This window comes from Gillisella taibaishanensis, assembly GCF_001938985.1.
Taxonomy (GTDB): domain Bacteria; phylum Pseudomonadota; class Alphaproteobacteria; order Rhizobiales; family Rhizobiaceae; genus Allorhizobium; species Allorhizobium taibaishanense.
Genome location: NZ_MKIN01000022.1, coordinates 339,321 through 365,106, shown reverse-complemented (window position 1 = coordinate 365,106; position 25,786 = coordinate 339,321). Strand labels below are relative to the sequence as shown.

At 60.4% G+C, this 25,786-nt stretch carries 24 protein-coding genes and 1 other RNA gene; 14 read left to right on the top strand and 11 right to left on the bottom strand.

The features are described 5' to 3' along the window. Positions 1-41 precede the first annotated feature (41 nt). Positions 42-305, top strand: coding sequence for a DUF2164 domain-containing protein (locus BJF91_RS12910; RefSeq protein ID WP_075614914.1), 264 nt, complete (start codon positions 42-44; stop codon positions 303-305). 4 nt (positions 306-309) lie between these two features. Here the strand turns inward: BJF91_RS12910 and panB are convergent, their stop codons facing one another. The 3 genes from panB to pncA all read right to left on the bottom strand — a co-directional run bounded on the left by panB (position 310) and on the right by pncA (position 2,730). Next, positions 310-1,137 (bottom strand): 3-methyl-2-oxobutanoate hydroxymethyltransferase, encoded by an 828-nt coding sequence (gene panB / locus BJF91_RS12905; protein ID WP_075614913.1) that lies wholly within the window; start codon positions 1,135-1,137, stop codon positions 310-312. After that, entirely contained in the window at positions 1,134-2,015 is an 882-nt protein-coding gene (panC, locus tag BJF91_RS12900) for a pantoate--beta-alanine ligase (RefSeq protein WP_075614912.1), read from the bottom strand. The genes panB and panC overlap by 4 nt, the downstream gene beginning before the upstream one ends. 82 nt (positions 2,016-2,097) lie before the next feature. Then, positions 2,098-2,730 (bottom strand): bifunctional nicotinamidase/pyrazinamidase, encoded by a 633-nt coding sequence (gene pncA, locus BJF91_RS12895; protein WP_075614911.1) that lies wholly within the window; start codon positions 2,728-2,730, stop codon positions 2,098-2,100. 185 nt (positions 2,731-2,915) lie between these two features. Here pncA and BJF91_RS12890 point away from each other — a divergent pair, with 185 nt between their 5' ends. From BJF91_RS12890 to BJF91_RS25335, 5 genes are all read left to right on the top strand, one after another. Then, entirely contained in the window at positions 2,916-5,249 is a 2,334-nt protein-coding gene (locus BJF91_RS12890) for a glucose/quinate/shikimate family membrane-bound PQQ-dependent dehydrogenase (protein WP_075614910.1), read from the top strand. A gap of 342 nt (positions 5,250-5,591) precedes the next feature. After that, a complete protein-coding gene (locus tag BJF91_RS12885; RefSeq protein WP_407639889.1) occupies positions 5,592-6,359 on the top strand; it encodes an amino acid ABC transporter substrate-binding protein in 768 nt (255 codons plus the stop codon). Positions 6,360-6,542: 183 nt separating this feature from the next. Next, positions 6,543-7,223: an amino acid ABC transporter permease gene (locus BJF91_RS12880; RefSeq protein ID WP_075614908.1), complete on the top strand. Its 681-nt coding sequence runs from the start codon at positions 6,543-6,545 to the stop codon at positions 7,221-7,223. Further along, a complete protein-coding gene (locus tag BJF91_RS12875; RefSeq protein ID WP_075614907.1) occupies positions 7,220-7,981 on the top strand; it encodes an amino acid ABC transporter ATP-binding protein in 762 nt (253 codons plus the stop codon). The genes BJF91_RS12880 and BJF91_RS12875 overlap by 4 nt, the downstream gene beginning before the upstream one ends. Before the next feature lie 151 nt (positions 7,982-8,132). Then, entirely contained in the window at positions 8,133-8,414 is a 282-nt protein-coding gene (locus BJF91_RS25335) for a DUF6074 family protein (protein ID WP_075614906.1), read from the top strand. A gap of 115 nt (positions 8,415-8,529) precedes the next feature. Here the strand turns inward: BJF91_RS25335 and BJF91_RS12865 are convergent, their stop codons facing one another. Further along, positions 8,530-9,279, bottom strand: coding sequence for an alpha/beta fold hydrolase (locus BJF91_RS12865; protein ID WP_075614905.1), 750 nt, complete (start codon positions 9,277-9,279; stop codon positions 8,530-8,532). A 3-nt stretch (positions 9,280-9,282) separates the two neighbouring features. Continuing rightward, positions 9,283-11,811, bottom strand: coding sequence for an ATP-dependent helicase (locus BJF91_RS12860; RefSeq protein WP_075614904.1), 2,529 nt, complete (start codon positions 11,809-11,811; stop codon positions 9,283-9,285). Between the two features lie 333 nt (positions 11,812-12,144). Here BJF91_RS12860 and pstS point away from each other — a divergent pair, with 333 nt between their 5' ends. The 6 genes from pstS to BJF91_RS12830 all read left to right on the top strand — a co-directional run bounded on the left by pstS (position 12,145) and on the right by BJF91_RS12830 (position 21,435). After that, entirely contained in the window at positions 12,145-13,185 is a 1,041-nt protein-coding gene (gene pstS / locus BJF91_RS12855; RefSeq protein WP_083943338.1) for a phosphate ABC transporter substrate-binding protein PstS, read from the top strand. Positions 13,186-13,300: 115 nt separating this feature from the next. After that, complete coding sequence (pstC, locus tag BJF91_RS12850; protein WP_075614902.1) at positions 13,301-14,278, top strand: phosphate ABC transporter permease subunit PstC; 978 nt, start codon at positions 13,301-13,303, stop codon at positions 14,276-14,278. Between the two features lie 7 nt (positions 14,279-14,285). Continuing rightward, positions 14,286-15,137, top strand: coding sequence for a phosphate ABC transporter permease PstA (gene pstA / locus BJF91_RS12845; protein WP_075614901.1), 852 nt, complete (start codon positions 14,286-14,288; stop codon positions 15,135-15,137). A 34-nt stretch (positions 15,138-15,171) separates the two neighbouring features. Continuing rightward, positions 15,172-15,975, top strand: coding sequence for a phosphate ABC transporter ATP-binding protein PstB (gene pstB, locus BJF91_RS12840; protein WP_139310730.1), 804 nt, complete (start codon positions 15,172-15,174; stop codon positions 15,973-15,975). 288 nt (positions 15,976-16,263) lie between these two features. Next, positions 16,264-17,673, top strand: coding sequence for an FAD-binding oxidoreductase (locus tag BJF91_RS12835; protein WP_075614900.1), 1,410 nt, complete (start codon positions 16,264-16,266; stop codon positions 17,671-17,673). Positions 17,674-17,742: 69 nt separating this feature from the next. Then, positions 17,743-21,435, top strand: coding sequence for an AsmA family protein (locus tag BJF91_RS12830; protein ID WP_075614899.1), 3,693 nt, complete (start codon positions 17,743-17,745; stop codon positions 21,433-21,435). A gap of 107 nt (positions 21,436-21,542) precedes the next feature. Here the strand turns inward: BJF91_RS12830 and BJF91_RS12825 are convergent, their stop codons facing one another. The 6 genes from BJF91_RS12825 to ssrA form a co-directional block, all read right to left on the bottom strand. Next, complete coding sequence (locus tag BJF91_RS12825) at positions 21,543-21,785, bottom strand: hypothetical protein (protein ID WP_139310683.1); 243 nt, start codon at positions 21,783-21,785, stop codon at positions 21,543-21,545. Beyond that, positions 21,766-22,065 carry a hypothetical protein gene (locus tag BJF91_RS24775; protein ID WP_139310682.1) on the bottom strand — a complete coding sequence of 100 codons (300 nt, stop codon included), beginning with the start codon at positions 22,063-22,065 and terminating at the stop codon, positions 21,766-21,768. Before BJF91_RS24775 ends, BJF91_RS12825 begins: the two co-directional genes overlap by 20 nt. 91 nt (positions 22,066-22,156) lie before the next feature. Beyond that, a complete protein-coding gene (locus BJF91_RS12820; RefSeq protein WP_075615613.1) occupies positions 22,157-22,399 on the bottom strand; it encodes a ribbon-helix-helix domain-containing protein in 243 nt (80 codons plus the stop codon). A 145-nt stretch (positions 22,400-22,544) separates the two neighbouring features. Beyond that, positions 22,545-22,766, bottom strand: a complete 222-nt coding sequence (locus BJF91_RS12815) for a DUF4169 family protein (protein ID WP_075614897.1) — start codon at positions 22,764-22,766, stop codon at positions 22,545-22,547. 63 nt (positions 22,767-22,829) lie between these two features. Further along, positions 22,830-23,336, bottom strand: a complete 507-nt coding sequence (locus BJF91_RS12810) for an SspB family protein (protein WP_075614896.1) — start codon at positions 23,334-23,336, stop codon at positions 22,830-22,832. A 311-nt stretch (positions 23,337-23,647) separates the two neighbouring features. Beyond that, positions 23,648-24,014, bottom strand: a transfer-messenger RNA (tmRNA) gene (ssrA, locus tag BJF91_RS12805). A 260-nt stretch (positions 24,015-24,274) separates the two neighbouring features. Between ssrA and thyA the strand changes: the two genes are divergently transcribed. Together thyA and BJF91_RS12795 are read left to right on the top strand one after the other, a co-directional pair. Beyond that, on the top strand, positions 24,275-25,189 hold the full coding sequence (gene thyA, locus BJF91_RS12800; RefSeq protein ID WP_075615612.1) for a thymidylate synthase: 915 nt from the start codon (positions 24,275-24,277) through the stop codon (positions 25,187-25,189). 68 nt (positions 25,190-25,257) lie between these two features. Then, positions 25,258-25,671: a DoxX family protein gene (locus tag BJF91_RS12795; RefSeq protein ID WP_075614895.1), complete on the top strand. Its 414-nt coding sequence runs from the start codon at positions 25,258-25,260 to the stop codon at positions 25,669-25,671. Positions 25,672-25,786 lie beyond the last annotated feature (115 nt).

Below are 25,786 nucleotides of genomic sequence, written 5' to 3'. Positions count from 1 at the left end.
TCCGTTGATCTGCGGCCCGAAATCAGCAGGGAGAACAGGCGATGCGAAAACCCGAAAGCGGCAAGGCTGACTTCTCCAAGGAAGAGCTTGCCGATCTTGTCGCGCGGATCCAGGGCCACCTGGCGGGAGAGCACGGGCTGGAGCTTGGCCGGTTCGAGGTCGAAAGCCTGATCGATTTTCTGGCGGGCACGCTCGGCACGCATTTCTACAATCGCGGCCTGGCGGACGCCCAGACCTTGCTGGCCGAACAGGTCGATCGCTTCAACGACGGCATTTATCAGCTGGAGCGGGCCAGGGAGACGTGAGCCCTCAGGACCTACCGCGTGGCTTGAACGTGTGCTCCGGCCCCGGAAACTGCCGCGCCTTTACCTCGGACGCATAGGTCTCGATGGCTTTTGAGATCACGTTGGCCAGTTCGGCATAGTGCTTGACGAAGCGCGGCTTGAAATCGTTGAACAGGCCGAGCATGTCATCCGATACTAGGATCTGGCCATCGCAGGCTGGCGAGGCGCCGATGCCGATGGTGGGGCAGGCGAGCCTCTGCGAAATCTCCCGTGCCAATGGCTCCACCGTGCCCTCGATGACCAGCGCAAAGGCACCTGCCTGCGCGATGGCGGAGGCGTCACGGCGGACCTTGTCGGCTTCTGCATCGTCATGGCCCTTGGAACGGTAGCCGCCCGACGTGTTGACCTGCTGCGGCATCAGCCCGACATGACCGAGCACGGGGATGCCGCGCTCCACCAGAAACGCGACCGTATCGGCCATTTCGGTGCCGCCTTCGAGCTTGACGCCGTCGCAGCCGGTTTCCTTCATGATCCGCGCAGCGTTGCGGAAGGCCTGCTCCCGGGACTCCTGATAGGAGCCGAAGGGCATGTCGACGATCACGCAAGCTCTCGTGACTCCGCGTAACACCGCTTGCCCATGGGCAATCATCATCTCAAGCGTCACGCCGACGGTCGTGTCGAGGCCATAGAGCACCATGCCGAGACTGTCGCCAACCAGTAGCAGGTCGCAATGGGCGTCCATCAGCCGCGCCATCGGCGTTGTATAGGCTGTCAGCGACACGATCGGGCGCTGGTTTTTGAGGGCGGCGATATCTGACGGAGTTAGGCGTTTCTGGCGGGGCGGGGCGCTCATGCGATGATTTCCTTCTGGCTGCCTGGGTTTGCGGCGACCTCAATCACCCGGTTGTCCAGCAGTTTCGTGGTGCCAATTTCGACATAGAGCAACACGAGGAACGATTGATCCAGGCGCTGCAATGGCGCCAGCGTATCGGGGTGCCGCACAGAAATGACGCCGGGACGGGCGAGCGGTTCGCTGGCGATGAAGGCGGTGAGCGTGGTTTCCATCTCTTCGGGATCGTTCAGACCTGCGCGGTGCAGCCGCTCGGCTTCATCAAGCGCCCGTGGCACGATCACGGCGGCGGCGCGCTCTTCACGTGAGAGATAGACATTGCGGGAGGAGAAGGCGAGGCCGTCAACTTCGCGCACGGTCTCGACAGGCACGATCCGCACGGGGATCGCCATGTCCTCGACCATGCGGCGGATAATTGCCACCTGCTGATAATCCTTCAGCCCGAAATAAGCGGCATCCGGCTGGACGATGTTGAATAGCTTCGACACGACGGTGGCAACGCCGGCGAAATGCCCGGGCCGGGCAGCGCCTTCCAGCTCGCCACCGAGTTCCGGCAGATCGACCACGGTCTGCATCGGTCGCGGATACATTTCCTTGACCTCAGGGGCAAACAGGACATCGACGCCGGCAGCGTCCAGCAGCGCTGCATCGCGCTCTAGGTCGCGGGGGTATTTTTCCAGATCCTCGCCCCGGCCGAATTGCAGCGGATTGACGAAGATCGATACGACATTCACAGGATTTTCGGCTCTGGAACGCTCGACCAGCGTCAGATGCCCCTTGTGCAGATAGCCCATGGTCGGCACGAAGCCGATGGACTGGCCGGCCTTGCGGCTCAGCGCCAGCCGCGCCCGCAGCGTCGCGATGGTTGTGACGATTTCCATGGCAGCCCTCCCAAACCGGGTCTGCTATTGTCGGTTTTTCACAGAGCCGTCAATGCCGGGAAGTTCCTAGGCCGGGTTTCGCTCAAGCGTTCCCCAGCACACTGGCGCTGGTGATCAGTCGCGCACCATGGGCCTGCATGTCCGACAGTGCGGCCTGGACAGTCTGTGGATCGATGCCACGGGAGCCGTCGGCAACCAGCCGAACCTCCACGCCCGGCAGCATTTCCAGAGCGTCGATGACTGAGAACTTGACGCAGTAATCGGTGGCAAGACCCATGACGTCCAGCTGGGTGACACCCTTGTCCTTAAGCCAGTCGGACAGGCCGGTCAGCGCCGCCTGATCATTGTCGCGGAAGGCAGAATAGCTGTCGACTTCAGGATTGAGGCCCTTTTTCTGGATATGATCGATGCGGGCAAGGTCGAGATCGGGGTGAAACTCGGCGTCATCAGTGCCCTGAATGCAATGGTCCGGCCACATCATCTGCGGCTTGCCCGAGAGTTCGCCGAGTTCGAACATCTTGCGACCGGGATGCTGCGAGGCGAAGCTGCCGTGATTGGCGGGATGCCAATCCTGCGAGGCCACGACCAGATCGTAATGGCCGCTCTCCATCAATGCGTTGGCCACCGCCACGACCTGATCGCCCTCGGCAACCGGCAGATTGCCACCGGGGCAAAAACCGTTCTGGATATCGATGAGCAGCAGCGCCTTGGTCATTGTCCATTCTCCTGGTCGTTTGCCTGCGAAGATGGCAAGGAGGAGGCCGCCGTGCAAGGGCTGTCGGTCGGTTTCCGGGAGTCGGTTTTTTCAGGAACAAATCCAACGCTGGCGCGTTCGCAGGTTGTATTTGCGCTTTTTTCAAAAGGCGCTGGCATTCTTTTCAACTGTATCGGATTTGCCTCATGGTCCTCACCCTTACTGCTGTCGTCTTTGCCATTCTCGGGCTCGTGCTCGGTGGCGGCGGCGGCTACCTCCTGTCGCTGGGCGGCAGCCCGTTTTATTTGATCGCGGGCTTCGCTTTCCTCGTCACCGCCCTGCTGCTGGTCATGCGTAAGACGGCGGCGCTTTGGGTCTACGGCCTGTTCATTCTCGGTTGCCTGGCCTGGGCAATTTCGGAAGTGGGTTTCGACTGGTGGCAGCTCGGTACTCGTGGCGGTTTGGTGATCGTGCTTGGCTTTGTGCTGCTTCTGCCGGCGATCCGCCGTCATCTCGGGCCGAAGCATCGCCGCGAAGGCGGCATTTCCGCCAGCGCCTGGCCGGTTGCCCTGCCTGTGCTTGTGGCGCTGGTCGTCGCAGGCTATTCGATAACGCAGGACCCCTATGACAAGCCGGGCATGCTGCCGATGGACGTCGCCAGCGCCACGCCATCCTACGGGGGCGATGTCGCCGATGGTGAATGGCATCAATATGGCCGCACGCCCTATGGCCAGCGCTATTCGCCGCTGAACCAGATCACCACGGACAATGTCAAGAACCTGAAGACTGCCTGGACCTATCAGACCGGCGATGTGAAGCAGCCGGGCGATGTCGGCGAAACCACCTATCAGGTGACGCCGCTGAAAGTGGGCGATACGCTTTATCTCTGCACGCCGCACAATTGGGCGATCGCCATTGATGCTGCCACCGGCAAGGAGAAATGGAAATACGATCCGAATGTCGGCCTCAACCCCGACCGGCAGCACCAGACCTGCCGTGGCGTGACCTATTATGCCGATCCCGCCGCAACGGCCGGCGCGCCTTGCGCGACCCGCGTCTACTTGCCGACTTCTGATGCCCGGTTGATCGCGCTCGATGCCACCAATGGCAAGGTCTGCGAGAGCTTCGCCGACAAGGGTGTGCTGCATCTGGAACAGGGCATGCCCTATGACCCGGCCGGCTATTACTACTCGACCTCGCCGCCTGTCATTGCCGCTGGCAAGATCATCATTGGCGGTGCCGTCAACGACAATTATTCCATCCACGAACAGTCCGGCGTGATCCGCGCCTTTGATGTGCAGACCGGTGCTTTGGTATGGAACTGGGACAGTGGCAATCCGAGCCAGACCCAGCCGCTGCCGGCAGGGCAGAAATATACCGCCAACTCGCCCAATAGCTGGTCGGTATTTTCCGTCGATGAGCAGCTCGGCCTCGTCTACATCCCGCTTGGCAATCAGGTGCCGGACCAGCTCGGCATGAACCGAAGCGCCAATGTTGAGAAATACTCGTCTTCGGTCGTGGCACTCGATATCAACACCGGTGCCGACCGCTGGGTACAGCAATTCGTCCATCACGATCTCTGGGACATGGACGTGCCGGCTCAGCCGGTGCTGCTCGACATTACCCACGAAGGCAAAACGGTGCCGGCGCTGGTGGCTTCCACCAAGCAGGGCGATGTCTATGTGCTTGACCGGCGCACCGGCCAGCCGATCATCCCGATCAAGGATCTGCCGGCTCCAGGTGGAACCATTCCCGAAGACCATGCGTCGCCGATGCAGCCGATCTCTGGCCTGAGCTTCCGTCCGCCGCGGCTTGAAGAGCGCAACATGTGGGGCGTAACGCTGCTCGATCAGCTCGCCTGCCGCATCAAGTTCCATCAGCTGCGCTATGATGGCCAGTATACGCCGCCGTCGCTGCAGGGTTCGATCATCTATCCCGGCAATTTCGGCACGTTCAACTGGGGCTCGGTCGCGGTCGATCCGGAACGCCAGGTGATGTTCGGCATGCCGACCTATCTCGCCTTCACCTCGCAGCTAGTGCCGCGCGATCAGGTGCCGCCGAAAAAGCAGGATGACAAAGGTTCGGAGCAGGGCCTCAACCGCAATGACGGTGCGCCTTACGCCGTGAAGATGGGGCCGTTCCTGTCGCCGCTCGGCATTCCCTGCCAGGCGCCGCCATGGGGCACGGTTGCCGCTGCCGACCTCAAGACAGGCAAGATCGCCTATCAGCACCGCAACGGCACCGTCCACGACATGACGCCGCTGCCGCTGCCCTTCAAGGTCGGCGTGCCCGGCATCGGCGGTCCCATGATCACCAAGGGCGGCGTCGTTTTCCTGGGCGCTGCCGTCGATAACTATCTGCGTGCCTATGACCTCGCCTCCGGCAAGGTTCTCTGGGAAGGCCGGCTGCCCGCCGGCGGTCAGGCAACGCCAATGACCTATGACTTGAACGGCAAGCAATATGTGGTGATGGTCGCCGGCGGCCACGGCTCGATCGGCACCAAGCCGGGCGACTACGTGATCGCCTATACGCTGCCATGAGTGAGCGTTTGTCAGGGAAAAGTGGAACCCGGTTTTCCCGAAAAGACAAACGCAATCAAAAGCACCTCGCGTATGACTGGTTCAATTTGAACCTGACATACGCGAGGGGATGACGGGGTCATTCCCGTAATCCGACCGCCGCCATCTCTGCGCAACGGAGAGGAGGGCGGCAGCGTTCAGGATTGAAGGTCTGCGGAGAATTTCGCAGATCATTCGGAAATAGAAAAAGTTTTGCCGATTACGACGATTTTTTGCGCGTTCGGTACGTGGTGAGCCGGTCCCACTTGGGATAGCTTGCCGCAAAATTGGTGTCTACAGGATCGGGAATTCCACATGAGTTTGATGAGAACGTTCGCCACGACTGTCATTCTGGCGCAGGTTGCGCTTTCGGGAGCGGCTTTCGCCGGCTCGAATCTTTCCGATGTGAAGGCGGCGTCGACGTTGAAGATCGGGACTGAGGGAACCTACGCGCCCTTCACCTATCACGACGCATCCGGCAAACTGGTCGGCTTCGACGTGGAGATCGGCGAGGCTATCGCCAAGAAGATCGGCGTTAAGGCTGAATTCGTCGAAGGCAAGTGGGATGGCCTGATCGCCGGCCTCGATGCCAAGCGCTACGATGCCGTCATCAACGAAGTCGGTATCACCGACGCCCGCAAGAAGAAGTACGATTTTTCCGAGCCTTACATCGCCTCAAAGGCCGTGCTGATCGTCAAAAGCAACAATGACGACATCAAGTCCTTCAAGGATCTGAAGGGCAAGAAGGCCGCGCAATCGCTGACCAGCAACTTCGGCAAGCTTGCCGAGACCAATGGTGCGGAGCTTGTCGGCACTGACGGGTTCGACCAGTCGATCCAGCTTGTCCTGACCGGACGGGCGGACGCGACGGTCAACGACAGCCTGTCTTTCCTGGATTTCAAGAAGCATAAGCCGGACGCGCCGGTCAAAATCGTCGACGCGCAAGCCGACGCTGATTATTCCGGCGTTATCATTCGCAAGGGTGAGCCGGAGCTTCTGGAGGCGATCAACAAGGCGCTTGCCGAGATCAAGACCGATGGCACCTATCAAGCCATCTCGCAGAAATATTTCGGCGAAGACGTTTCGAAATAATCACTGCGGCCTGCTCCGCCCTTTTCTGTGTTATCTTCCGATCCGCACCGGCCCTGCCGGAGCGGATCATTGTTAAGAGTGACAGGTTCAGATTGAAACCTGGCACTCTCATTCTCCTGTTTTCGTTTGTCTTTTGGGAAGGCTGGGTTTCGCTTTTCCCCGACAGACTCTAGAGGTGCCGTCTTGCCGTCATGGCTTCAACTCATGCTGGATTCGCTCCAGCCGCTTCTGTGGGCCGGCCTCATCTTCACGGTGCCGCTTACGCTCCTGTCCTTCGTGCTTGGTCTGGCCCTTGGCCTCGTCACCGCGATTGCTCGGCTGTTCGGGCCGGCGCCGGTCGCCGGTATTGCCCGTTTCTACGTCTGGATCATCCGGGGAACGCCGCTGCTCGTCCAGCTCTTCGTTATCTTCTACGGCCTGCCGAGCGCCGGCATTCTTCTCTCAGCCTTTCCAGCCGCTCTCATTGGCTTCACGCTCAATATCGGCGCCTATACCTCGGAGATCATCCGGGCGGTGATCGCTTCGGTGCCACGCGGGCAATGGGAGGCAGCCTATTCGATCGGCATGAACTGGCGCCAGGCAATGCTTCGCACCATTCTGCCGCAGGCGACACGCGTTGCGGTGCCGCCGCTCTCCAATACCTTTATCTCGCTCGTCAAGGACACGTCCTTGGCGGCGGCCATCACAGTGCCTGAACTGTTTCAGACTGCGCAGCGTATCGTCGCCACGACCTACGAGCCGCTGATCCTCTATATCGAGGCGGCGTTGATCTATCTTGCCATGAGTTCGGTCCTGTCGCTGCTGCAATCTCGGCTCGAGAGGCGCTTCGCGCGCTATGGCGGTTTCCTGGAGGCGCGGACATGATCGAAGTTTCCCATATCGAAAAGCGCTTCGGCGATAATGTCGTGCTGAAAGATGTGAGCATGACGCTGGCGGAAGGTACCGTGACGGCGCTGGTCGGTCCGTCCGGCGGAGGAAAGAGCACCCTGCTGCGCTGTATCAATCTTTTGGAAATTCCGACATCGGGGACGGTGCGCATCGGCGAAGCCTCCATCAGTTTTCAGCCGGGAAAGAAACTCGGCTGGAGCCAGATCCAGCCCGTGCGGCGCCAGACGGGCATGGTCTTTCAGAACTTTCAACTTTTCCCCCATCAGACTGTGATCGACAACGTGATGGAGGGCCTGGTTACCGTGCTGAAGTGGCGCAAGGACGAGGCGCGCACGCGCGCGCTCGCTCTTCTGGAAAAGGTCGGGATGGCGCATAAAGCGGATGCCTGGCCGGCAACACTGTCTGGCGGTCAACAGCAGCGCGTGGCGATCGCCCGCGCTCTGGCGCCGTCTCCGCGCGTGCTTTTATGCGACGAACCGACCTCGGCGCTCGATCCTGAATTGGCCGAGGAGGTCGTCGATGTGCTGACACGGCTCGCCCGCGAAGGTACGACCATGGTGATGGCGACCCATGATCTGCGTCTTGCTTCGCGCGTGGCAGAGCATGTCCTGTTTCTCGATGGGGGCCTCATTGTCGAGCGTGGCGCGCCGAGCCGTATTTTCCAGACCCCGGAACAGGAGCGCACGAAGAAATTTATTGCTTCGCTGAGCGCCGGTTACAGCTACGACATCTGAAAACGAGCCTTGAAAATGCAGTGATAGCCCTTCCGGCTCCGGCCGGGAGGGTCTTCTTTTGAGACAATCGATTCAAATGCACTTTCGCTACGGCAACCAAACCTTAACCATGAGGTCGTAAAACGAATCATCAGTACAAAGGATGGTTCGTATGCCCAACACTGCCGCCAAGCTTGAGCCCGTTGCCTCGACGCTGGCCTTCTTCCCGCTGGCAAGCCGCCGCGACCTGGTGCGCAGCGCCGCCGTGACGCTGGATCGGCTGCAGGGCAATGACGCCACCGTCTACTGGCGCGCCACCTGCCGCCAGCTCGGTGCCGAACTCCTCGACCTCGGCTGCCCCGAAGACGTGATGCGCGACGAAATCATGAGCTTCCAGGACGCCGTTCAGATGGAACTGATGTGGCTCAACCGCGACAAGGAAGCCCGCGGCTGAAATTGCTGCGATGGCGGCAGTTAGGGTAACGCCTGCCATATGCGTATTTCAGGATTATGCCTGACCCTTGAAAGGCCAATACGGATCCAGAACTCCATGTTTGGATCTTAGTCCATCAATCCTGCCCAAAAAAATCCTGCAACGCTGCGACGAAGGCCGCGTGGTTGTCTAGCATCATGTTGTGGCCGGCGTCTGCGATGGTGACGATGGGCAAGCCGGCGGCGCGGATTTGGTTCAGGCAATGCGGTTCCGGCGTTCTGGCGCCAACAATGATCAGCCTCGGCATTGTCAGGCCAAGCAGCCGTTCGCAAAGATCGACCGGCATGTTTTTTCCAAGCGAATGCTCACTGCGATACATGGCGACCGGGTCGGCGATCCGCATCGTTGCTGGCCAGATATCTCCGACAGAAGCCAGGGCAGTGGCAAAGCCCTCTTCTATGAAAGCCTGTTCCGTATAAGCCTCCACCCTTAGCCGGGACGTCGGCTTTAGGCTTGGCTCGCACAGAACCAGACGTCCGACAAGATCGGGCCGTGAGGCCGCGAGCGCAACGGCAATCGAACCACCCATGCTATGAGCAATCACGTCGACATTCGACAGGCGAAGGCTATCGAGCAAACGTGCCAGACTTTCGGCCTGCCGATCGATTGTGTAGTCGTAGTCCTGAGGACGGTCGCTAATGCCGAAACCGAGCAGATCGACGAGCAGGCTTCGACTGCCGAAGAGCAAAGGATCAGCCGCGATTGACGTGAAATAAGCGAGCGCCGAGCTTCCGAGGCCATGAATGAAGAGGCGAACCGGTTCTAGCCCCGCAAGCTCGACATAGCCGATGCGGGCGCCATTATCCGTAACAGTAGCAAATTTCATAGCTCAAGCCCGCTCCACAAACCCATCCAGTACGCGCTTCTGACCGGCCCGGTCGAAATCGATCGTCAGCTTGTTGCCCTCAACGACGGCGACGTTGCCGTTGCCGAACTTGATATGGAAGACCCGGTCACCGACGGTGAATTTTGAAGGTTCGTTGCTGGTGGATTTCGCTACAAGCTGACCTTCGATGGTCTGGCCGCGTGGGCCGCTTTCGCCGTATCCGATCCGTTCCACGGCGTGGCCGGAGCGCGAGCCCCAGTTGTCGCGGGTGGCGTCGGTCTTGTTGGCCTGGGCGCGTTTCCAGCCGGGAGTGGAATAGGAATTGGCAAACGGTTCCTGCTTGTCGAAGCGCGATTGGCCGTAGCCGCCACGTCCATAGCCGCCATAGCTGGTTTCGGCTTCGGCCACTTCCACATGGGCGGGCGGCAGCTCGTCGAGGAAGCGCGAGGGCATGGTAGATTGCCAGAGGCCGTGGATGCGCCTGTTGGAGACGAACCAGAGATGGCAGCGGCGCTTGGCGCGGGTGATGCCGACATAGGCAAGCCGGCGCTCTTCCTCAAGCGCCGCGCGGCCGCCTTCGTCCAGCGCGCGCTGGTGTGGAAATAGTCCTTCCTCCCAGCCGGGCAGGAACACCGTCTCAAACTCCAAGCCCTTTGCCGAATGCAGCGTCATGATCGAGACGGCGTCGAGATTTTCGTTGGTCTCGGCATCCATAACCAGCGACACATGCTCAAGGAAGCTGCGCATGCTCTCGAAGGCTTCCATCGAGCGGATGAGTTCCTTCAAGTTTTCCAGCCGGCCCGGCGCTTCCGCCGATTTGTCGTTCTGCCACATCGCCGTATAGCCGCTGTCGTCGAGGATCTGCTCGGCAAGTTCGGTATGCGGTGTGGTTTCGAGCAGGTCCTGCCAGCGGCGGAAATCCGTGACGACATCAAACAGCGCCTTGCGCGCCTTCGGCTTCAGCTCGTCGGTCTCGATGATCTCGGAGGCCGCTGCCAGCATGGGAATATCGCGGGCGCGGGCATAGTCGTGCAGGGTGCGCACGGTGGTGTCGCCCAGACCGCGCTTCGGCGTGTTGACGATCCGCTCGAACGCGAGGTCGTCGGCGGGCTGGCAGACCATGCGAAAATAGGCCATGGCATCGCGGATTTCGAGCCGCTCATAGAAGCGCGGGCCGCCGATGACGCGGTAATTGAGGCCAAGCGTCACGAACCGATCTTCGAATTCGCGCATCTGGAAGGAGGCGCGGACCAGGATGGCCATGTCGTTCAGCTTGTGTTGCTTGCGCTGAAGCTGCTCGATTTCCTCGCCAACGGCGCGGGCTTCCTCTTCCGAATCCCAGGCGGCATGCACCACTACCTTTTCATCATTGGGATCGACCCGGTCGGTAAACAGGGTCTTGCCGAGCCGTCCCTCGTTATGGGCAATCAGGAAGCCGGCGGCCCCCAGAATATGCTCGGTCGAGCGATAGTTGCGCTCCAGCTTGATAACCTTCGCGCCTGGAAAATCCTTTTCGAAGCGCAGAATATTGTCCACTTCCGCCCCACGCCAGCCATAGATCGACTGATCGTCATCACCGACGCAGCAGACATTGACCGGGCCTGCGGCGCGCTGTGCCAAAAGCCGCAGCCACATATATTGGGCGGTGTTGGTGTCCTGATACTCGTCGACCAGGATATAGCGGAACCGCTGGTGATAATCCTTGAGCACATCAGGATTAGCGCGGAACATGCGGATCGGGTGCAGCAGCAGATCGCCGAAATCGCAGGCATTCAGGCTTTTCAGCCTGTTCTGGTAGGCGGTGTAGAGCTCGCGGCCGCGACCATTGGCAAAGGCGCGGGCGTCGCCCTCGGGGATCTGTGCGGGGTCGAGGCCCTTGTTCTTCCAGCCGTCGATCATGGCGGCAAACTGTTTGGCCGGCCAGCGCTTGTCGTCCAGCCCCTCGGCCTGGATCAGCTGCTTGATCAGCCGCACCACGTCGTCGGTGTCGAGAATCGTGAAGTCGGAGGTCAGGCCCACCAGCTCGGCATGACGGCGCAGCAGCTTGACGCCGATGGAGTGGAAAGTGCCGAGCCAGGGCATGCCTTCGACGGCACCGCCAACGAGATGCCCGACGCGCTCCTTCATCTCGCGCGCCGCCTTGTTGGTGAAGGTCACCGCCAGGATCTGGCTTGGAAAGGCCCGGTTGGTTGCCAGGATATGGGCGATGCGGGTCGTCAGCACCCGCGTCTTGCCGGTGCCGGCGCCAGCGAGAACCAGGACGGGACCATCGAGCGATTCCACCGCCTCGCGCTGTTCCGGGTTCAGACCGGCGAGATAATCCGGCGCACGGTGCTGGTCGCGCGCAGCCATGGCGCGTGCGGCAATACCGAGTCCCGCGCCAAGCCCGGGTGGGGGAGCCTTCGCGTCACCTTCCTTCGTCTGTCCTGCTGCCGGGCTCGCCTGCTGGCCCGGCGCCGGATTGCGAGGCCCCGGATTGCGAGGCAAAGGCTCTTCGTCGAAGAAGGGAATATCGTCAAATCCACTGGTCATGGCCTCCAATGTAGTGATTCTACCCCGAAAGGCCAGAAGAAACGTTCTTGTTTCATTCTGTTTTCTGGTCGATTCCCGACTGTTTACCCATCAATATTTGCTGGACCTCATGAAAACGCGGCTCCGACTACGGCGGTAAAGCCGAGTGCGCCGAGATGGGAGACCGACAGGCGGTCGATCTCGCCTGATCACAGCCGCGTGATCACAGGTGGGACTGGAGCCCCTGTCACGAAAGCTTCACGGAACGCACTTAACCCCAAGAAGCAATCGCTTGAAAAGCCGCTGGGGCTGGAGCGACCGCTCTTCAAAACGGGGATTATTCCGATGAATTTCATGAAAAACATCGCCACCGGCGTCGCGCTCGCCGCCCTTTCGGTTGCCTTCACCGGCACCGCATACGCTGCCGATATCGCCGGCGCCGGCTCGAGCTTCATCTATCCCGTCTTCTCCAAGTGGGGCGAAGCCTACAAGGCCAAGACCGGCGTTGCCCTGAACTACCAGTCGATCGGCTCGGGCGGCGGTATCAAGCAGGTGGAAGCCAAGACCGTGACCTTCGGCGCCACCGACAAGCCGCTGAGCGACGAGGAACTCACCAAGAACGGCCTGACCCAGTTCCCGATGGTCATGGGCGGCATCGTGCCGATGTACAATATCGAAGGCGTCAAGCCGGGCGAACTGGTGCTCGACGGCAAGGTGCTCGAGGGCATCTACATGGGTGAGATCACCAAGTGGAACGATCCGGCCATCGCTGCGCTCAACAAGGGCGTGAAGCTGCCTGAACAGGCAATCGTCGTCGTGCATCGCGCTGACGGTTCCGGCACCACCTTCAATTTCACCGATTACCTGAGCAAGGTTTCGCCTGAGTGGAAGAGCAAGATCGGCTCGGATACCGCCGTCGAATGGCCGGTTGGCGTTGGTGCCAAGGGTTCTGAAGGCGTCGCCAACACGGTCAAGCAGACCGCTGGCGCTATCGGCTATAACGAATATGCCTATGTAATCCAGAACAAGCTTGGCTATGCCAAGATGAAGAACGAGGCCGGCAAGGTTGTCGAACCTTCGCTCGACAGCTTTGCTGCCGCAGCCGCCAATGCCGACTGGGCGCATGCCAAGAATTTCAACCTCGTCATCACTAATCAGCCGGGCGACAAGAGCTGGCCGATTGCTGCCTCGACCTGGGTGCTGATCCACAAGGATCCGGTCGACAAGGACGCAACCGAAGCGGCCTTGAAGTTCTTCGCCTGGGCTTACAAGGACGGTAGCGAGCAGGCTAAGGCCCTGGAATATGTCGCTATTCCGAAGCCGGTCGTGACCCTGATCGAAAAGTCCTGGGACGAGATCCAGAAGGACGGCAAGCCGGTCTTCAAGGCAATGTAATTGCCCGCCTTTTCAACCTGTTAAGAGCAGCGGGCCATCGTCGCCCGCTGTCTCCGTATGTTGAAGACCGGCACCGTTCGCTTCTTTCAAGTGGTTTCGCCAAAATGGGTTCTCTATGACCGCCATCCAATCGCCGACCGTGCTGCGCGAGGACGACAAGGCCGCTGCCGCCGCCCGGCGGGTGCGCCTGGCCGATGCGATCTTCATTCGTGCCACCTGGCTCTGCGCCATGCTTGTGATGATCGCGCTGCTCGGCGTCTTCGCCTCGCTCTTGATCGAGAGCCTGCCGACCTGGCGTGAATTCGGCATCGACTTTCTGTGGAACGAGCGCTGGAGCCCGGCCAAGGATATCTACGGCGCCTTGGCCCCGATCTATGGCACGCTGGTCACCTCTGTCATCGGTCTGCTGATCGGTGTTCCCGTCAGCTTCGGCATCGCGATTTTCCTGACCGAAATGTGCCCGCCCGTGCTGCAAAGGCCGATCGGCACCGCCATCGAGCTTCTGGCCGGCATTCCCAGCATCATCTACGGCCTCTGGGGCTTCTTCGTGCTGACGCCGATCATGCAGTCGATCGTCCAGCCGGCGCTGATCTCAAGCTTCGGCCATCTGCCTGTGATCGGCCAATTGTTCAGCGGCGCGCCCTATGGCATCGGCGTTCTGACAGCTGGCCTGGTGCTGGCGATCATGATTATCCCCTTCATCACCTCTGTCACGCGCGACGTCTTCGGCACGGTGCCTGTCCTGCTCAGGGAATCGGCCTATGGCATGGGCATGACCACCTGGGAAGTGGTCTATCACATCATCATGCCCTATACGCGGCGCGGGCTGATCGGCGGCGTCATGCTCGGTCTTGGCCGGGCGCTGGGCGAAACCATGGCGGTAACCTTCGTCATCGGCAATTCGCACCGGATCGCCACCTCGCTGCTGGCACCGGCCACGACGATTTCAGCCTCCATCGCCAATGAATTTTCGGAGGCGACATCGGATCTCTACACATCCAGCCTGGTGGCGCTCGGCCTCATCCTGTTTTTCATCACCTTCGTGGTGCTCGCCCTGGCCAAATGGCTGATCGGGCGCAGCGAGAGCTTCTGAGGCGCCCATGTCGATCATCTCCCGCCGCTATCTCGTCAATCGCATTGCCCTTGGCCTGTCCTTTGCCTCGGCCATGGTGGGTCTTGCCGTGCTGGCCGCCATTCTCTGGACCCTGTTCAGCAACGGCCTTGCCGCGATAACACTCGACCTTTTCACCAAGATGACGCCGCCGCCTGGATCGGATGGCGGCCTTGCCAATGCGATCTACGGCTCCGTCATGATGACGTTGCTGGCAACGGTTGTGGCAACGCCAATCGGCATTCTCGCCGGCACCTATCTGTCGGAATATGGCCGCGGCACCAGGCTCGGTATGGTGGCGATCTTCATCAACGACATCCTGCTAGCTGCACCCTCGATCATCATCGGCCTGTTCGTCTACGCGCTGCTGGTCGTGCCGTTCAAGCATTTCTCCGGCTATGCCGGGGCCGCCGCGCTGGCGCTGATCGCTATTCCTGTCATCAACCGCACCACGCAGGACATGCTGCTGCTGGTGCCGGATGCCATGCGCGAGGCGGCAGCCGCGCTCGGCACGCCGCGCTGGAAGATCATGACTTCGGTGATCTGGCGCAGCGCCCGCTCGGGCATGCTGACCGGCGTGCTGCTGGCTGTTGCCCGCATCAGCGGTGAGACCGCGCCTCTGCTGTTTACCTCGCTCAACAACCAATATTGGACATCCGATCTCAGCCAGCCGATCGCCAACCTGCCTGTGGTGATTTTCCAGTTCGCCATGAGCCCTTACGAGGATTGGCAGCGGCTGGCCTGGGGCGGTGCGCTGTTGATCACGGTGACGATCCTCATCCTGAATATCCTGGCACGCACCTTGTCTGCGGGCCGGCTCTTCCAACGGAAGGAACGATAAAATGCAAATGTCGAGCGCTGGAATGGGCGATGTGATGACCCGCAAACCGCTGCAGGCTTTCAATCCTGATGATCTCGATCGCCCCGTGAAGGTGGAGGCCCGGCAGCTGTCGTTCTTCTACCAGAACGGCTATCAGGCGATCAAAGAGGTCGATATCAGCTTGCGCGACCGCACCGTAACCGCCTTCATCGGCCCTTCGGGTTGCGGAAAATCGACGCTGCTGCGGATCTTCAACCGGATGTATGATCTCTATCCGGGCCAGAAGGTCACGGGCGAAGTGCTACTGGACGGGCGCAACATTCTCAATCCTTCCGAAGATCTAAACCGGCTGCGGGCGAAGATCGGCATGGTGTTCCAGAAGCCGACGCCGTTTCCGATGTCGATCTATGAGAACATTGCGTTTGGCATCCGGCTTTACGAAAAGATTTCCAAGGCCGAGATGAACGACCGCGTCGAGGCGGCATTGCGCGAAGCCGCCTTGTGGAACGAGGTGAAGGACAAGCTGCATCAGAGCGGGCTTGGCCTGTCCGGCGGACAGCAGCAGCGCCTATGCATTGCCCGCGCAATTGCCGTGAAGCCCTCGGTATTGCTGCTCGACGAGCCGGCCTCTGCGCTTGATCCGATCTCGACCAGCAAGCTGGAAGAGCTGATCGAGACGCTGCGGGCGACCTATTGCATCGCCATCGTCACCCACAACCTGCACCAGGCGGCGCGCATCTCGCAGTACACCGCCTTCATGTATCTCGGCGAACTCGTTGAATTCGACAGCACCGAGACAATTTTCAGCGCCCCACGCGACCAGCGCACCGGCGACTATGTCACCGGCCGCTTTGGCTGAGCACGAGGAACAGGACGGCTGAGCACGAGGAACAGGACGGGGAATTCGCGTGCCATGGCTGGACAAGCCGGCGCGCGCTGGCCATACCTGCACACGGCTAGAGCATTTCCAGCAAAAGTGTTTAGCGGTTTTGCGTTCGGAAATGCGTTGAAACAATGTATTTCCAGCAAAAGTGTTTAGCGGTTTTGCGTCTGGAAATGCGTTAAAACAAAACGTTAGAGTATTTAGGCGTTTCCGTGAAACGACTAAATACTCTAACGTTGCGTCGTCGTAAGGCAGGAGATAGGCATGAGCAGGAAGGATGTGGTCGCGGGCGCGCGCAACGAGGCGGGCATTGCGCTTGTTCTCGATCTGCTGAAACAGCAGTTCGGCGAGCGGCTACAGACTGGCCAATCCTTTCGCGAGCAGCATGCCCACACCACCACCTATCTGCCGGCGCAATTGCCTGACGGTGTCGTCTTCGTCGAAAGCGCCGAGGATGTGAAGACGGTGGTGCAGACCTGCGCCACCCATAAGGTGCCGATGGTGCCCTTCGGCATCGGCTCCTCGCTGGAGGGGCAGGTAAATGCGGCCCATGGCGGCATTTCCATCGATTTTTCTCGGATGGACAAGGTGCTTGAGGTCAATGCCGAGGATCTCGACTGCACTGTACAGCCGGGCGTGACGCGTGAGGCGCTGAATACCTATCTGCGCGATACCGGCCTGTTTTTCCCGATCGACCCCGGTGCCAATGCGACGCTGGGCGGCATGGCCTCGACGCGGGCATCGGGCACCAATGCGGTGCGCTACGGTACGATGAAGGACAATGTGCTGGCGCTGACGGTTGTTACCGCCAATGGCGAAGAGATCCGCACTGCGCATAGGGCGCGCAAGTCCTCGGCGGGCTATGATCTCACGCGGCTATTCGTGGGGTCGGAAGGCACGCTTGGGGTGATCACCTCTGTTACGGTCAAGCTTCAGGGCATTCCTGAAAAGATCGGTGGCGGTGTCGGCGCCTTTGCGGACGTGAAATCGGCCTGCGACGCCGTGATCATGACCATCCAGATGGGCATTCCGGTGGCGCGGATCGAGCTGCTTGATGCCATGCAGGTCAGGGCCTGCAATGCCTATTCCAACTTGAGTCTGGCCGAAAAGCCGACGCTGTTTCTGGAGTTTCACGGCACCGAACAGACCGTTGCCCTGCAAGCGGAGCAGTTTGCGGCGATTGCCGAGGAATACGGCGCCGAAGACCTGCGCTTCACGTCAGATCCGCAGGAGCGCGCGCAACTGTGGAAGGCGCGGCACAATGCCTATTGGGCGGGCAGGGCCTTGGCACCTGATCTCGCGGGCCTGTCCACCGATGTCTGCGTGCCGATCTCAAGGCTTGCGGAATGCGTAGCCGAGACGCAAGCCGATATCGCCGAGACCGGGCTACTCGCGCCTATTGTTGGTCATGTCGGCGATGGCAATTTCCATCTGCTGATCCTGTTTGACGATAAGGATGCCGATAATGTCGACAAGGTCGAGGCCTTCATGGCGCGGCTGAATACGCGGGCGCTCGCCATGGATGGCACCTGCACCGGCGAGCACGGCGTCGGCCAGGGCAAGATGTCCTATCTCGAAGCCGAACTTGGCGGCGCGCTTGACGTTATGCGTCAGGTGAAGCGGGGACTGGATCCCGACAATCTTTTCAACCCGGGCAAGATCTTTCGGCTTTGATGCCGGCGCCCCAAGTTATGACCATCAGGCCGTTACCCTGATGGTTGGCAAACGAGGAATGGAGTTTCAGTGCTAGGCAGGCTGTTCATTGCGCTTGGCGGTTTGGTTGTGGTGGCGCTGTTTGCAGCGCTTCTGGCGCCGCTCTTCGTCAACTGGACGGATTTCCGGCGGGAATTCGAGGATCAGGCGAGCCGCTTGCTCGGCAAGAAAGTTGTGGTGCATGGCGCTGTCGAGGCCCGCATCCTGCCCTTTCCCTCTGTGACCATGAATGACGTGACGGTCGGTCCCGGCACCGATGGCAAGGAACTGGCGCATGTAGCGCGTTTCTCGATGGATGCGGAGCTTGCACCCTTCCTGTCCGGCGAGGCGCGGATCTTTGCCATGCGGGTGGAGCAGCCGAGCGTGCGCATCCGTATCCTGCCTGACGGCTCGCTGGACTGGCTGCAAGGCAGCCGCCCGAGCCTGCCGGGCCGCACGGTGGTTCTGGAAAAGGTGGCTGTGGTCGGCGGTGCCGTCACCATCGTCGATCAACAGACCGGCCGCACGCGGCAGATCACCGGGCTCGATGCCGATATGGCTGCGCGGTCGCTGGCTGGCCCCTGGACGGTGATGGGGCAGGGCGCACTGGATGGCCAATCCGGTCGCTTTTCGCTGTCTAGCCTGCAGCCGGATGCCGCCAAGGGCACTGTGCCGATCAAGATCCGTGTTCTGCCGGACGCCACGCCCGTCGATGTCGATCTGTCCGGCGATCTGGCCCTGGTGGACAAGCGCCCGACCTTGCAGGGCACGTTCATGGCCGCCTTGCGCCCCCAACCCGCCGGCGAAGACGATCAGGCCAATGCCGGGATAGTCACACCCGCCGCAACTAAGCCGGTGCCGCCGCCGCGCATCAAGGGCAAGTTCGAGCTGTCGGACGACCGGGTGCGGATCGCCGAATATCGCATGGAAGTCGGTGCCACCGATCAGCCCTATGTCATCACCGGCGAGGCGACGCTGGATACCGGCAAGGCGCCGGAATTCCTGTTGACCGCCGAGGGCCAGCAGATCGATGTGGACAAGCTGACCCCCAATCTGCCGAAGGGCAAGACCGGCCGGCAGGTGCAGAATTCCGCACGCCAGCGTATCCAGTCGTTGATTGCGCTCGCAGACCAGATCCCTATCCCCGACGTGCCCGGTCGCGCCAGCCTGAAGCTGCCGGCCATCGTTGCCGGCGACACCGTGATCCGCGATATTACCCTCGACCTGCGCCCGGCCGGGACCGGCTGGCAGGTGGACAAAGCCGTGGCCATTCTGCCCGGCCGCACCCAGGCGGAAGCCTCTGGCCGATTGCAGCTCAAGGGTCAGGCTTCGTTTAATGGATCTCTGCTCGTTGCCTCTAGCCAACCCTCGGGCCTAGCCTCCTGGCTATCCGGCGATGTCGATCCGGCGATCCGGCAATTGCGCACGGCAGGCTTCTCGGCCAATGTCTCGTTGACCTCGGACTTGCAGCGCTTCGATAAGCTGGAATTGGCCGTCGGTCCCGCCAGCCTCCATGGTCGTCTTGAGCGCCAGTCGGTCGATGGCGCCATGCCGAGCCTGTCCTTTGACCTCTCCGGCAATGCCTTCGACTTCGATGCAACGCGGGCGCTGGCCTCCCTGGTCTCGGGCGAAGCGACCGACGATGCCCTGCTCGACCATCAGATCGCCGGCAAGATCAAGGTCGATGCCTTCTCGGCTTTCGGCGTGACAGCACGCGATGTCGATGGATTGTTTACTTACAAGGACGGCGGGTTTTCGGTTCGCAAACTCGATATCGGCAATCTCGCCGGCGCCAGCCTGAAGGCAACGGGCGAGGCCACCGGCTCGCTGGCCGACTATAACGGCAAGGCGCAAGTCATTATGCATGCCGGCGATATGAGCGGCGTCCTTGCCATGTTGCACAAGCAGTTGCCTGATCATCCGCTGCTGGCAAGGCTTGCTGCGAGCGGGCACTGGTTCTCCGATACCGATCTGGTGGCAAACGCCCAGTTCGGCGACGCCAAATATGGTGGGTTGGAGATCGGCCTGCAGGGCAAATCCAATGGCACGGCGTTTGACGCCCGTTATCGGCAGGATAGCCTGTTCGATGTGTTCGACGATGCTGAGAAGAGCTTTTCTCTGAGCGCTACTAATGATGAGCCCTCGGCACTTCTCGGCCAGATCGGTTTCGACCCGCTGCCGGTTCCCATGGATGGCGGCGCCAAGCTTGGCGTGCAATTGAAGCAGAAGGGCGCGGCCCCGGCCGAAGGACAGGCATCGCTGGATGCTGGTGCCACCCATCTTGACTTGGACGGGATCGTCAACCTCGGCGCTGATCTGTTCCTGCAAGGCAAAGGCCAGGTTGAGCTGACCAGCGACGACATCGGGCCACTGCTGATCATGAATGCCGTGAGCCTCCCCGGCGTCGATACCGGCCTGCCGGTGGCGCTGACTGGTGCCATCGATCGCACTGCCGGCAAAACCGAGATTGCCGACATCAAGGGCAAGATCGCCGGCGACGATCTTTCGGGTGCGCTGACCCTGGAGCCGACCGCGTCCTCCGCCAAGCTCAGCGGCACGCTCGCCTTTAACACACTCGACCTCGACTGGCTGGCCTCGACGTTGATCGGCCAGCTGGACGATCCCTCTGGTGGCGTTTCTGCAGCAAAGCTGCCAGCCTCCGTCTGGGGCGATTTGCAGATGAACCTGGGCCTCAAGGCGCAACGTGCCGAACTCGCACCGCTGCCGGCAGCGAGCGATTTTTCCAGCCGTCTGACACTGGTTGATGGCGCCATGGCGCTTGAGGATCTCTCCTCAGGCTGGGTCGGTGGCAAGCTGGCCGGCCGCGTGTCGCTTGCCAACAACCAGGGCACCGCCTTCCTACGCAGCGCGCTCGATGTGTCCGATGCCGATCTCTCGGCGGTATGGCCCGACGTCTCCGGTCGCGGTAAGCTCCACCTGACGACGGAGGGAAGCGGCACGAGCCCTGAGGGACTGCTCGCCTCCCTGAACGGTTCAGGCAAAATTGATCTTAGAGGGCTGGTCGTGCCGCGCTTCGACCTCAGCGGATATCCGGCGCTCGCGTCCGGTTTTGAGGCAGCAACCGGCGAAATCACATCTGCACAGGTCATGGCGGCGCTGAAGCCGCTGCTGGCGCGGGCTCCGGCCCGGATAGGCGACCTTACAGCCGGCTTCGGCGTCAGTGATGGAAAACTGCGGTTGCAGGACCTCCAGTCCAAGCTCGATGGCGCGGTGCTGGATGGCAGCGGCGGCGTGGCTCTTGATTCTGGTGCATTGGACGGCGACATCCGTGTTGCCTTTACCCCGGAACCCGCCGATGCAGGTGGCAAGACCGATGCGGGTCAACCAGCCCCAGACAAGGGCGACGATTCGGCTCCTGCCATGCATCTTCAGCTTGGCGGATCGCTTGCGGCACCTGACGTAAAGACAGATGTACATGAACTCGCCAGCTACTTCTCGCAGCAGGCTTTGGAGCGGGAGCGGCGCCGGGTGGAGATGCTGCAGGCAGCGATCTTGGAAAAGCAGCGGTTGCGCCGTGAGGTGGTTTACTATCAAGCGCTGGCCGCTGAGCGGGCTGCGGCGCGCGCCAAGGCGGCTGCGGCATCCGACGCGGCAGCGCGGGCCGCGGAGGCGGCTGCAAGAGCGGCGGACCGCGGTGCGGCCAATCCTGCGCCACAGACGTCGCCCGATGAGCGGGATGGCGGGTTGAAGCTCGAGTTCAAGGGGCTGCCCGGCGTCCACTGATCGGCTTCGGCTTTGAATGGCTCAGCTGGTAGCATCAGGACAAAAAAGAACCGCTATGCCATCATGGCAGAGCGGTGCTGCAGATTGATCGAGATCGAAATCTGAAATTACATGAAGGCTTCGCGCTGGCCGAAAGGAGGCATGAAGCCGCCGCCCATGTTGCCGCCGCCGAAATTCGGGAACTTGCCCTCAAAGCCTTCAAAACCCTGGGGAGCAGCACCATCAGCGCCGCTTGCGTCCGCGCTGGCATCGGTCGAAGAGGCGGATGCGGTCGTGCTGGTCGACGTGGTGGAGGCGGTCGAGGTCGAAGAACCGGAGTTGGCCGCATCTTCAGTCGGCCGATGCTGCATGCGGCCCATCATGAATGGCATCATAGGCATCTGGTTGGAAACTGCGCTTGTCATCTTTGAAATCCTTTTTCAAACGAATACCGCGCTGTTGGAGGGGGCGTGTCGGGTGGAAACCTGCACCAATCCCGGGCGTCCTGCAGCATTCAGCGCTGCCTTGAACGTAGCGATTGTTTCCTAATGAAACGTTATTACCTATAACATTCACGGCAAGTTGTTTATGTTTTATATCTATATTGGTTGCTGTGCCGCCGATGTTCCGATCGGCAACAAGAGCTGCCAAGCTTGATCGTCTATGCCGTCAAACGCGACGAGACCGACGTCTCAAACGCATGGAAATGTCTGCAATTTACTGAAATCTATAATATTTTCGGCTATGCCGGATTTGAAGGATCATGTCTCAGCACGGGTCTGCCCCGGATCCAGTCCAGAACGTGCAGTCGCAGGGCCGAGGAGAGATTGCAATCGGCTGACCGCTTGCTGTCGATTTCGGCGATCAAAGCGGCCACTGGAATGGTCCTATGCTCCGCGATGTCACGAATTTCCTGCCAGAACGCGTCTTCGAGCGAGAAACTGGTGCGGTGGCCATTGAGAGAAACGGAGTGTTTGCGGATCAGCGGCATCGTGGTCGTCTGGTTGGGAGAGGGAGCAATGGTGCCGCGCGATTGCTCGGCTTCACGGTGATTTCGACTACAGGTGACTAAGACCCTGAAGAGGGCAGTCCGCGTTCACCGGCAGATTTGCGCGCATACGTCCCGGTTCTTAGCTGTCCTGGCCATCCGCTTCGCGCTCTTCAGCAGCAGGCTTGCCTTCCAGTTTCGACTGATCGAGAGCAGCGCGGGCCTTGTCGTTCAGGGCGCTTGTCAGCTTTTTCTCCGCCTTGGTGCGGCCGAAGGTCAGGCGGTTTTGATCCGCCTGTTTTTCCTTGTCGGCACGCGCCTTGGCTTTCTTGAACTGACGAAGATTGACGACGTCGGCGCTCATGGCTTCTGGTCCGCCTTGAAGCATTTCCAGAGTTTAAGTCAGGAAATGCGTAAAAACAAAGAGTTAGTGCTTCTTGCGGAAAGCATCCAGCGAAACGACGGAGCCTTCCTTCTTTTCGCCTTCCGGCTTGTCTGCGCCATCCTCGGCCTTGTCGGCAACGGCAGCTGTGGGGTAGGCGGTGATCTCCGCGGAGTTTTCGTCTTCTTCCACCTGCGGCACGTCGAATTCGAGCTCGAAATTGACGGATGGATCGTAGAAGCCACGAATCGCGTTGAAGGGAATCACCAGCTTTTCCGGCGTGTCGGAGAAGGACAGGCCCACTTCGAACAGGCTGTCGGTGACCTTCAGATCCCAGAACTGGTGCTGGATGACGATGGTCATCTGCTCGGCATATTTGGCCTTCAGGTGCTGGGAAATCCGCACGCCCGGCGCGCCCGTCAGAAAGGTGATGAAAAAGTGGTGATCACCCGGCAGACGGCCCGTCGCGGCCACTTCGGTCAGCACCTTGCGGATCACACCGCGCAACGCGTCCTGAGCCAGAATATCGTAACGGATGTGGTCCTGCCCCATATGGTCCTGTCTTTCTTCTGCGTACGGTCGTTTGCATCGCGGATGATGCGCTGTTGGACATTTATAAGCCAAGCGATGCCTTGGCGCAAAGCCCGATTCCGCCCCTATCTATAGCACTGTAATGCAAACTCAAGTGCGAGGGTAGGGCGCCGTGAAGCGCAAGGCCAAGATGCACGCTGATCAGGGCGAAAAAGAGCCCGCGGATAAGCCAGGACAACAGCATGTCGCAGCCGATAGCGAGGAGGTCAATGAACAAAAGGAAAGGCCGGCAACACGATAGACCAGCAAAGATAGGCAGCACGAAAAAGGAAAGTGGAGGTTTCTGTTGCCAGGTACCTCCGAACCCCGCCTTACGGTGCTACCCGTAAGGACTTAGTTTGGGTTTCTGGCACCGCGATTAAGCAGCGACAGCGTAACCCTGAGCGTTGTTGTCATTTGCAACTACACTTGTGACCCGATGACGGTGGTATCATGCCGAGCAAAAGTTCGATCTTTACGCCCTTGTCGATCCTATTTCGCCCCCATCAAAAGCTGGTCATCGCTGCGACCAGTTTTTGGTGGAGGCGCCGGGTACCGCCCCCGGGTCCAATAGGTTTATTTCACCGACCGTTTATTGCCATAGCCGGAGCAAGCCCCGGCAAGGGTCATATAGGGAATTTCCCCGGCGAATGAAAGAGCTTGGTTTTGCATTTTCACGCAAAGCCGCGGGCTTGTGGCCGATCCCCATCAAAATCCATTGGACAGTGGCATAGGAGCGTCGGTGACGGCTTTCATGGCCGTGGCTTCGCGGCTAAGACTTGAGCCGTGGGTGACAAGGGTGGATGCATCGCTCCGCTTTTGCATCTGGACAGATGGAGATGGCGGGCAGGGCGCCTGCCATGAATGCCTTGCAACTGTCGGCGGTCGGCGCCACTGTCCATACAAAACAGGAAAGACTCATGGCCCGTCATCAGGAATACCAATATCTTGATCTCGTCGAGCACGTGCTGAAGCACGGCGACAGGCGCATTGACCGCACGGGCGTCGGCACATTGGCATCCTTCGGTGCGATGCTGCGCTTCGACATGAGCGACGGCACGTTCCCGGTTTACACGACGAAGCGGGTTTACTGGAAAACCGCCGTCAAGGAGATGCTCTGGTTTCTAACCGGGCAGACCAATATTCGGTCGCTGCTGCAGGAGAATGTTCGGATCTGGACGGACTGGCCGCTCGACAAATATCGCAAGGCGAGCGGGTCCGACATCAGCCAGGAAGACTTTGAAGCCCGCATCCTTGCAGACGAGGAATTCGCGTTGCAATGGGGCGATCTCGGGCCTGTCTATGGCAAGCAATGGCGCCGCTGGGTGGGACCTGATGGCAAGGAATACGATCAGATCGCTTCCGTCATCCAGACACTCCGGACAAACCCGACCAGCCGGCGGATGCTGTTCCATGCCTGGAATGTCGCCGATCTCGATCAGATGGCCTTGAACCCCTGCCACAACTTCTATCAGTTCTTTGTCAGCGGCTTGAATGGCGACCAGACGCCCAAATTGTCTCTGATGGTCGGCATCCGCTCGAATGATCTAGGTCTGGGCAACCCCTTCAATACCTGTCAGCAGGCAGCGCTGCTGGCGATGGTGGCCCAGCAGGTGGATATGGTGCCGCACGAGCTGATTTGCGTCGGCGGCGACGTCCATCTCTATCTCAATCACATCGAGCTGGCAGAGACGATCCTGCAGCGCGAGCCGAGGCCATTCCCCAAGCTCCGCTTGCTCCGGCGCCCGGATAGCATCGACGGTTACCGGATCGAAGATTTCGAAGTGACGGGCTACGATCCTCATCCGGCCATCGAGGCGCCGGTTGCTGTGTAGATGGCAACCGCTCATGCAAAAAGCGGTTCGGTGTAGGCTGATGGAGCCTGAGCGGCGGGAGGAATGGTATGAACCAACCTGACCCGCGCCACCGAATCGAGACATGGCGCGTTCGCTCTCGGGTGGGCCTTTCTGTCTTCTATCTGCTCGCCGGTGTTCTACACCTCGCCTATCCTGCACCCTTTCTGACCATCACGCCGGATTGGGTTCCCTACGCTCCCGCCGTCATTGCGTTAACGGGCCTTTGCGAGCTTGCGGGTGCCGTAGGTCTATGGATTCCGCCGCTCCGGCGCCTATCCGGGATCGGCCTTGCCCTCTATGCCGTCTGCGTCTTTCCCGCGAATATCAAGCATGCCATCGACAGCCTCAGCGCCGCGCATCCCTCGGCCTTGCTGTGGGCTTACCATATCATCCGGCTGCCGCTGCAGCCGGTTCTGGTGTGGATTGCGCTGTTTGCGGGGCGGGTGGTGTCCTGGCCATAGACTGGCAAAAAATATAGGCGCTGAGGTTCCGGCGATTCGGCGGCCATAGGAAAGGCCGTATCACCTTCGCAATTCGTGAATCGATTCAGCGGTCTGGTGCCTGTCGTTCACAAAC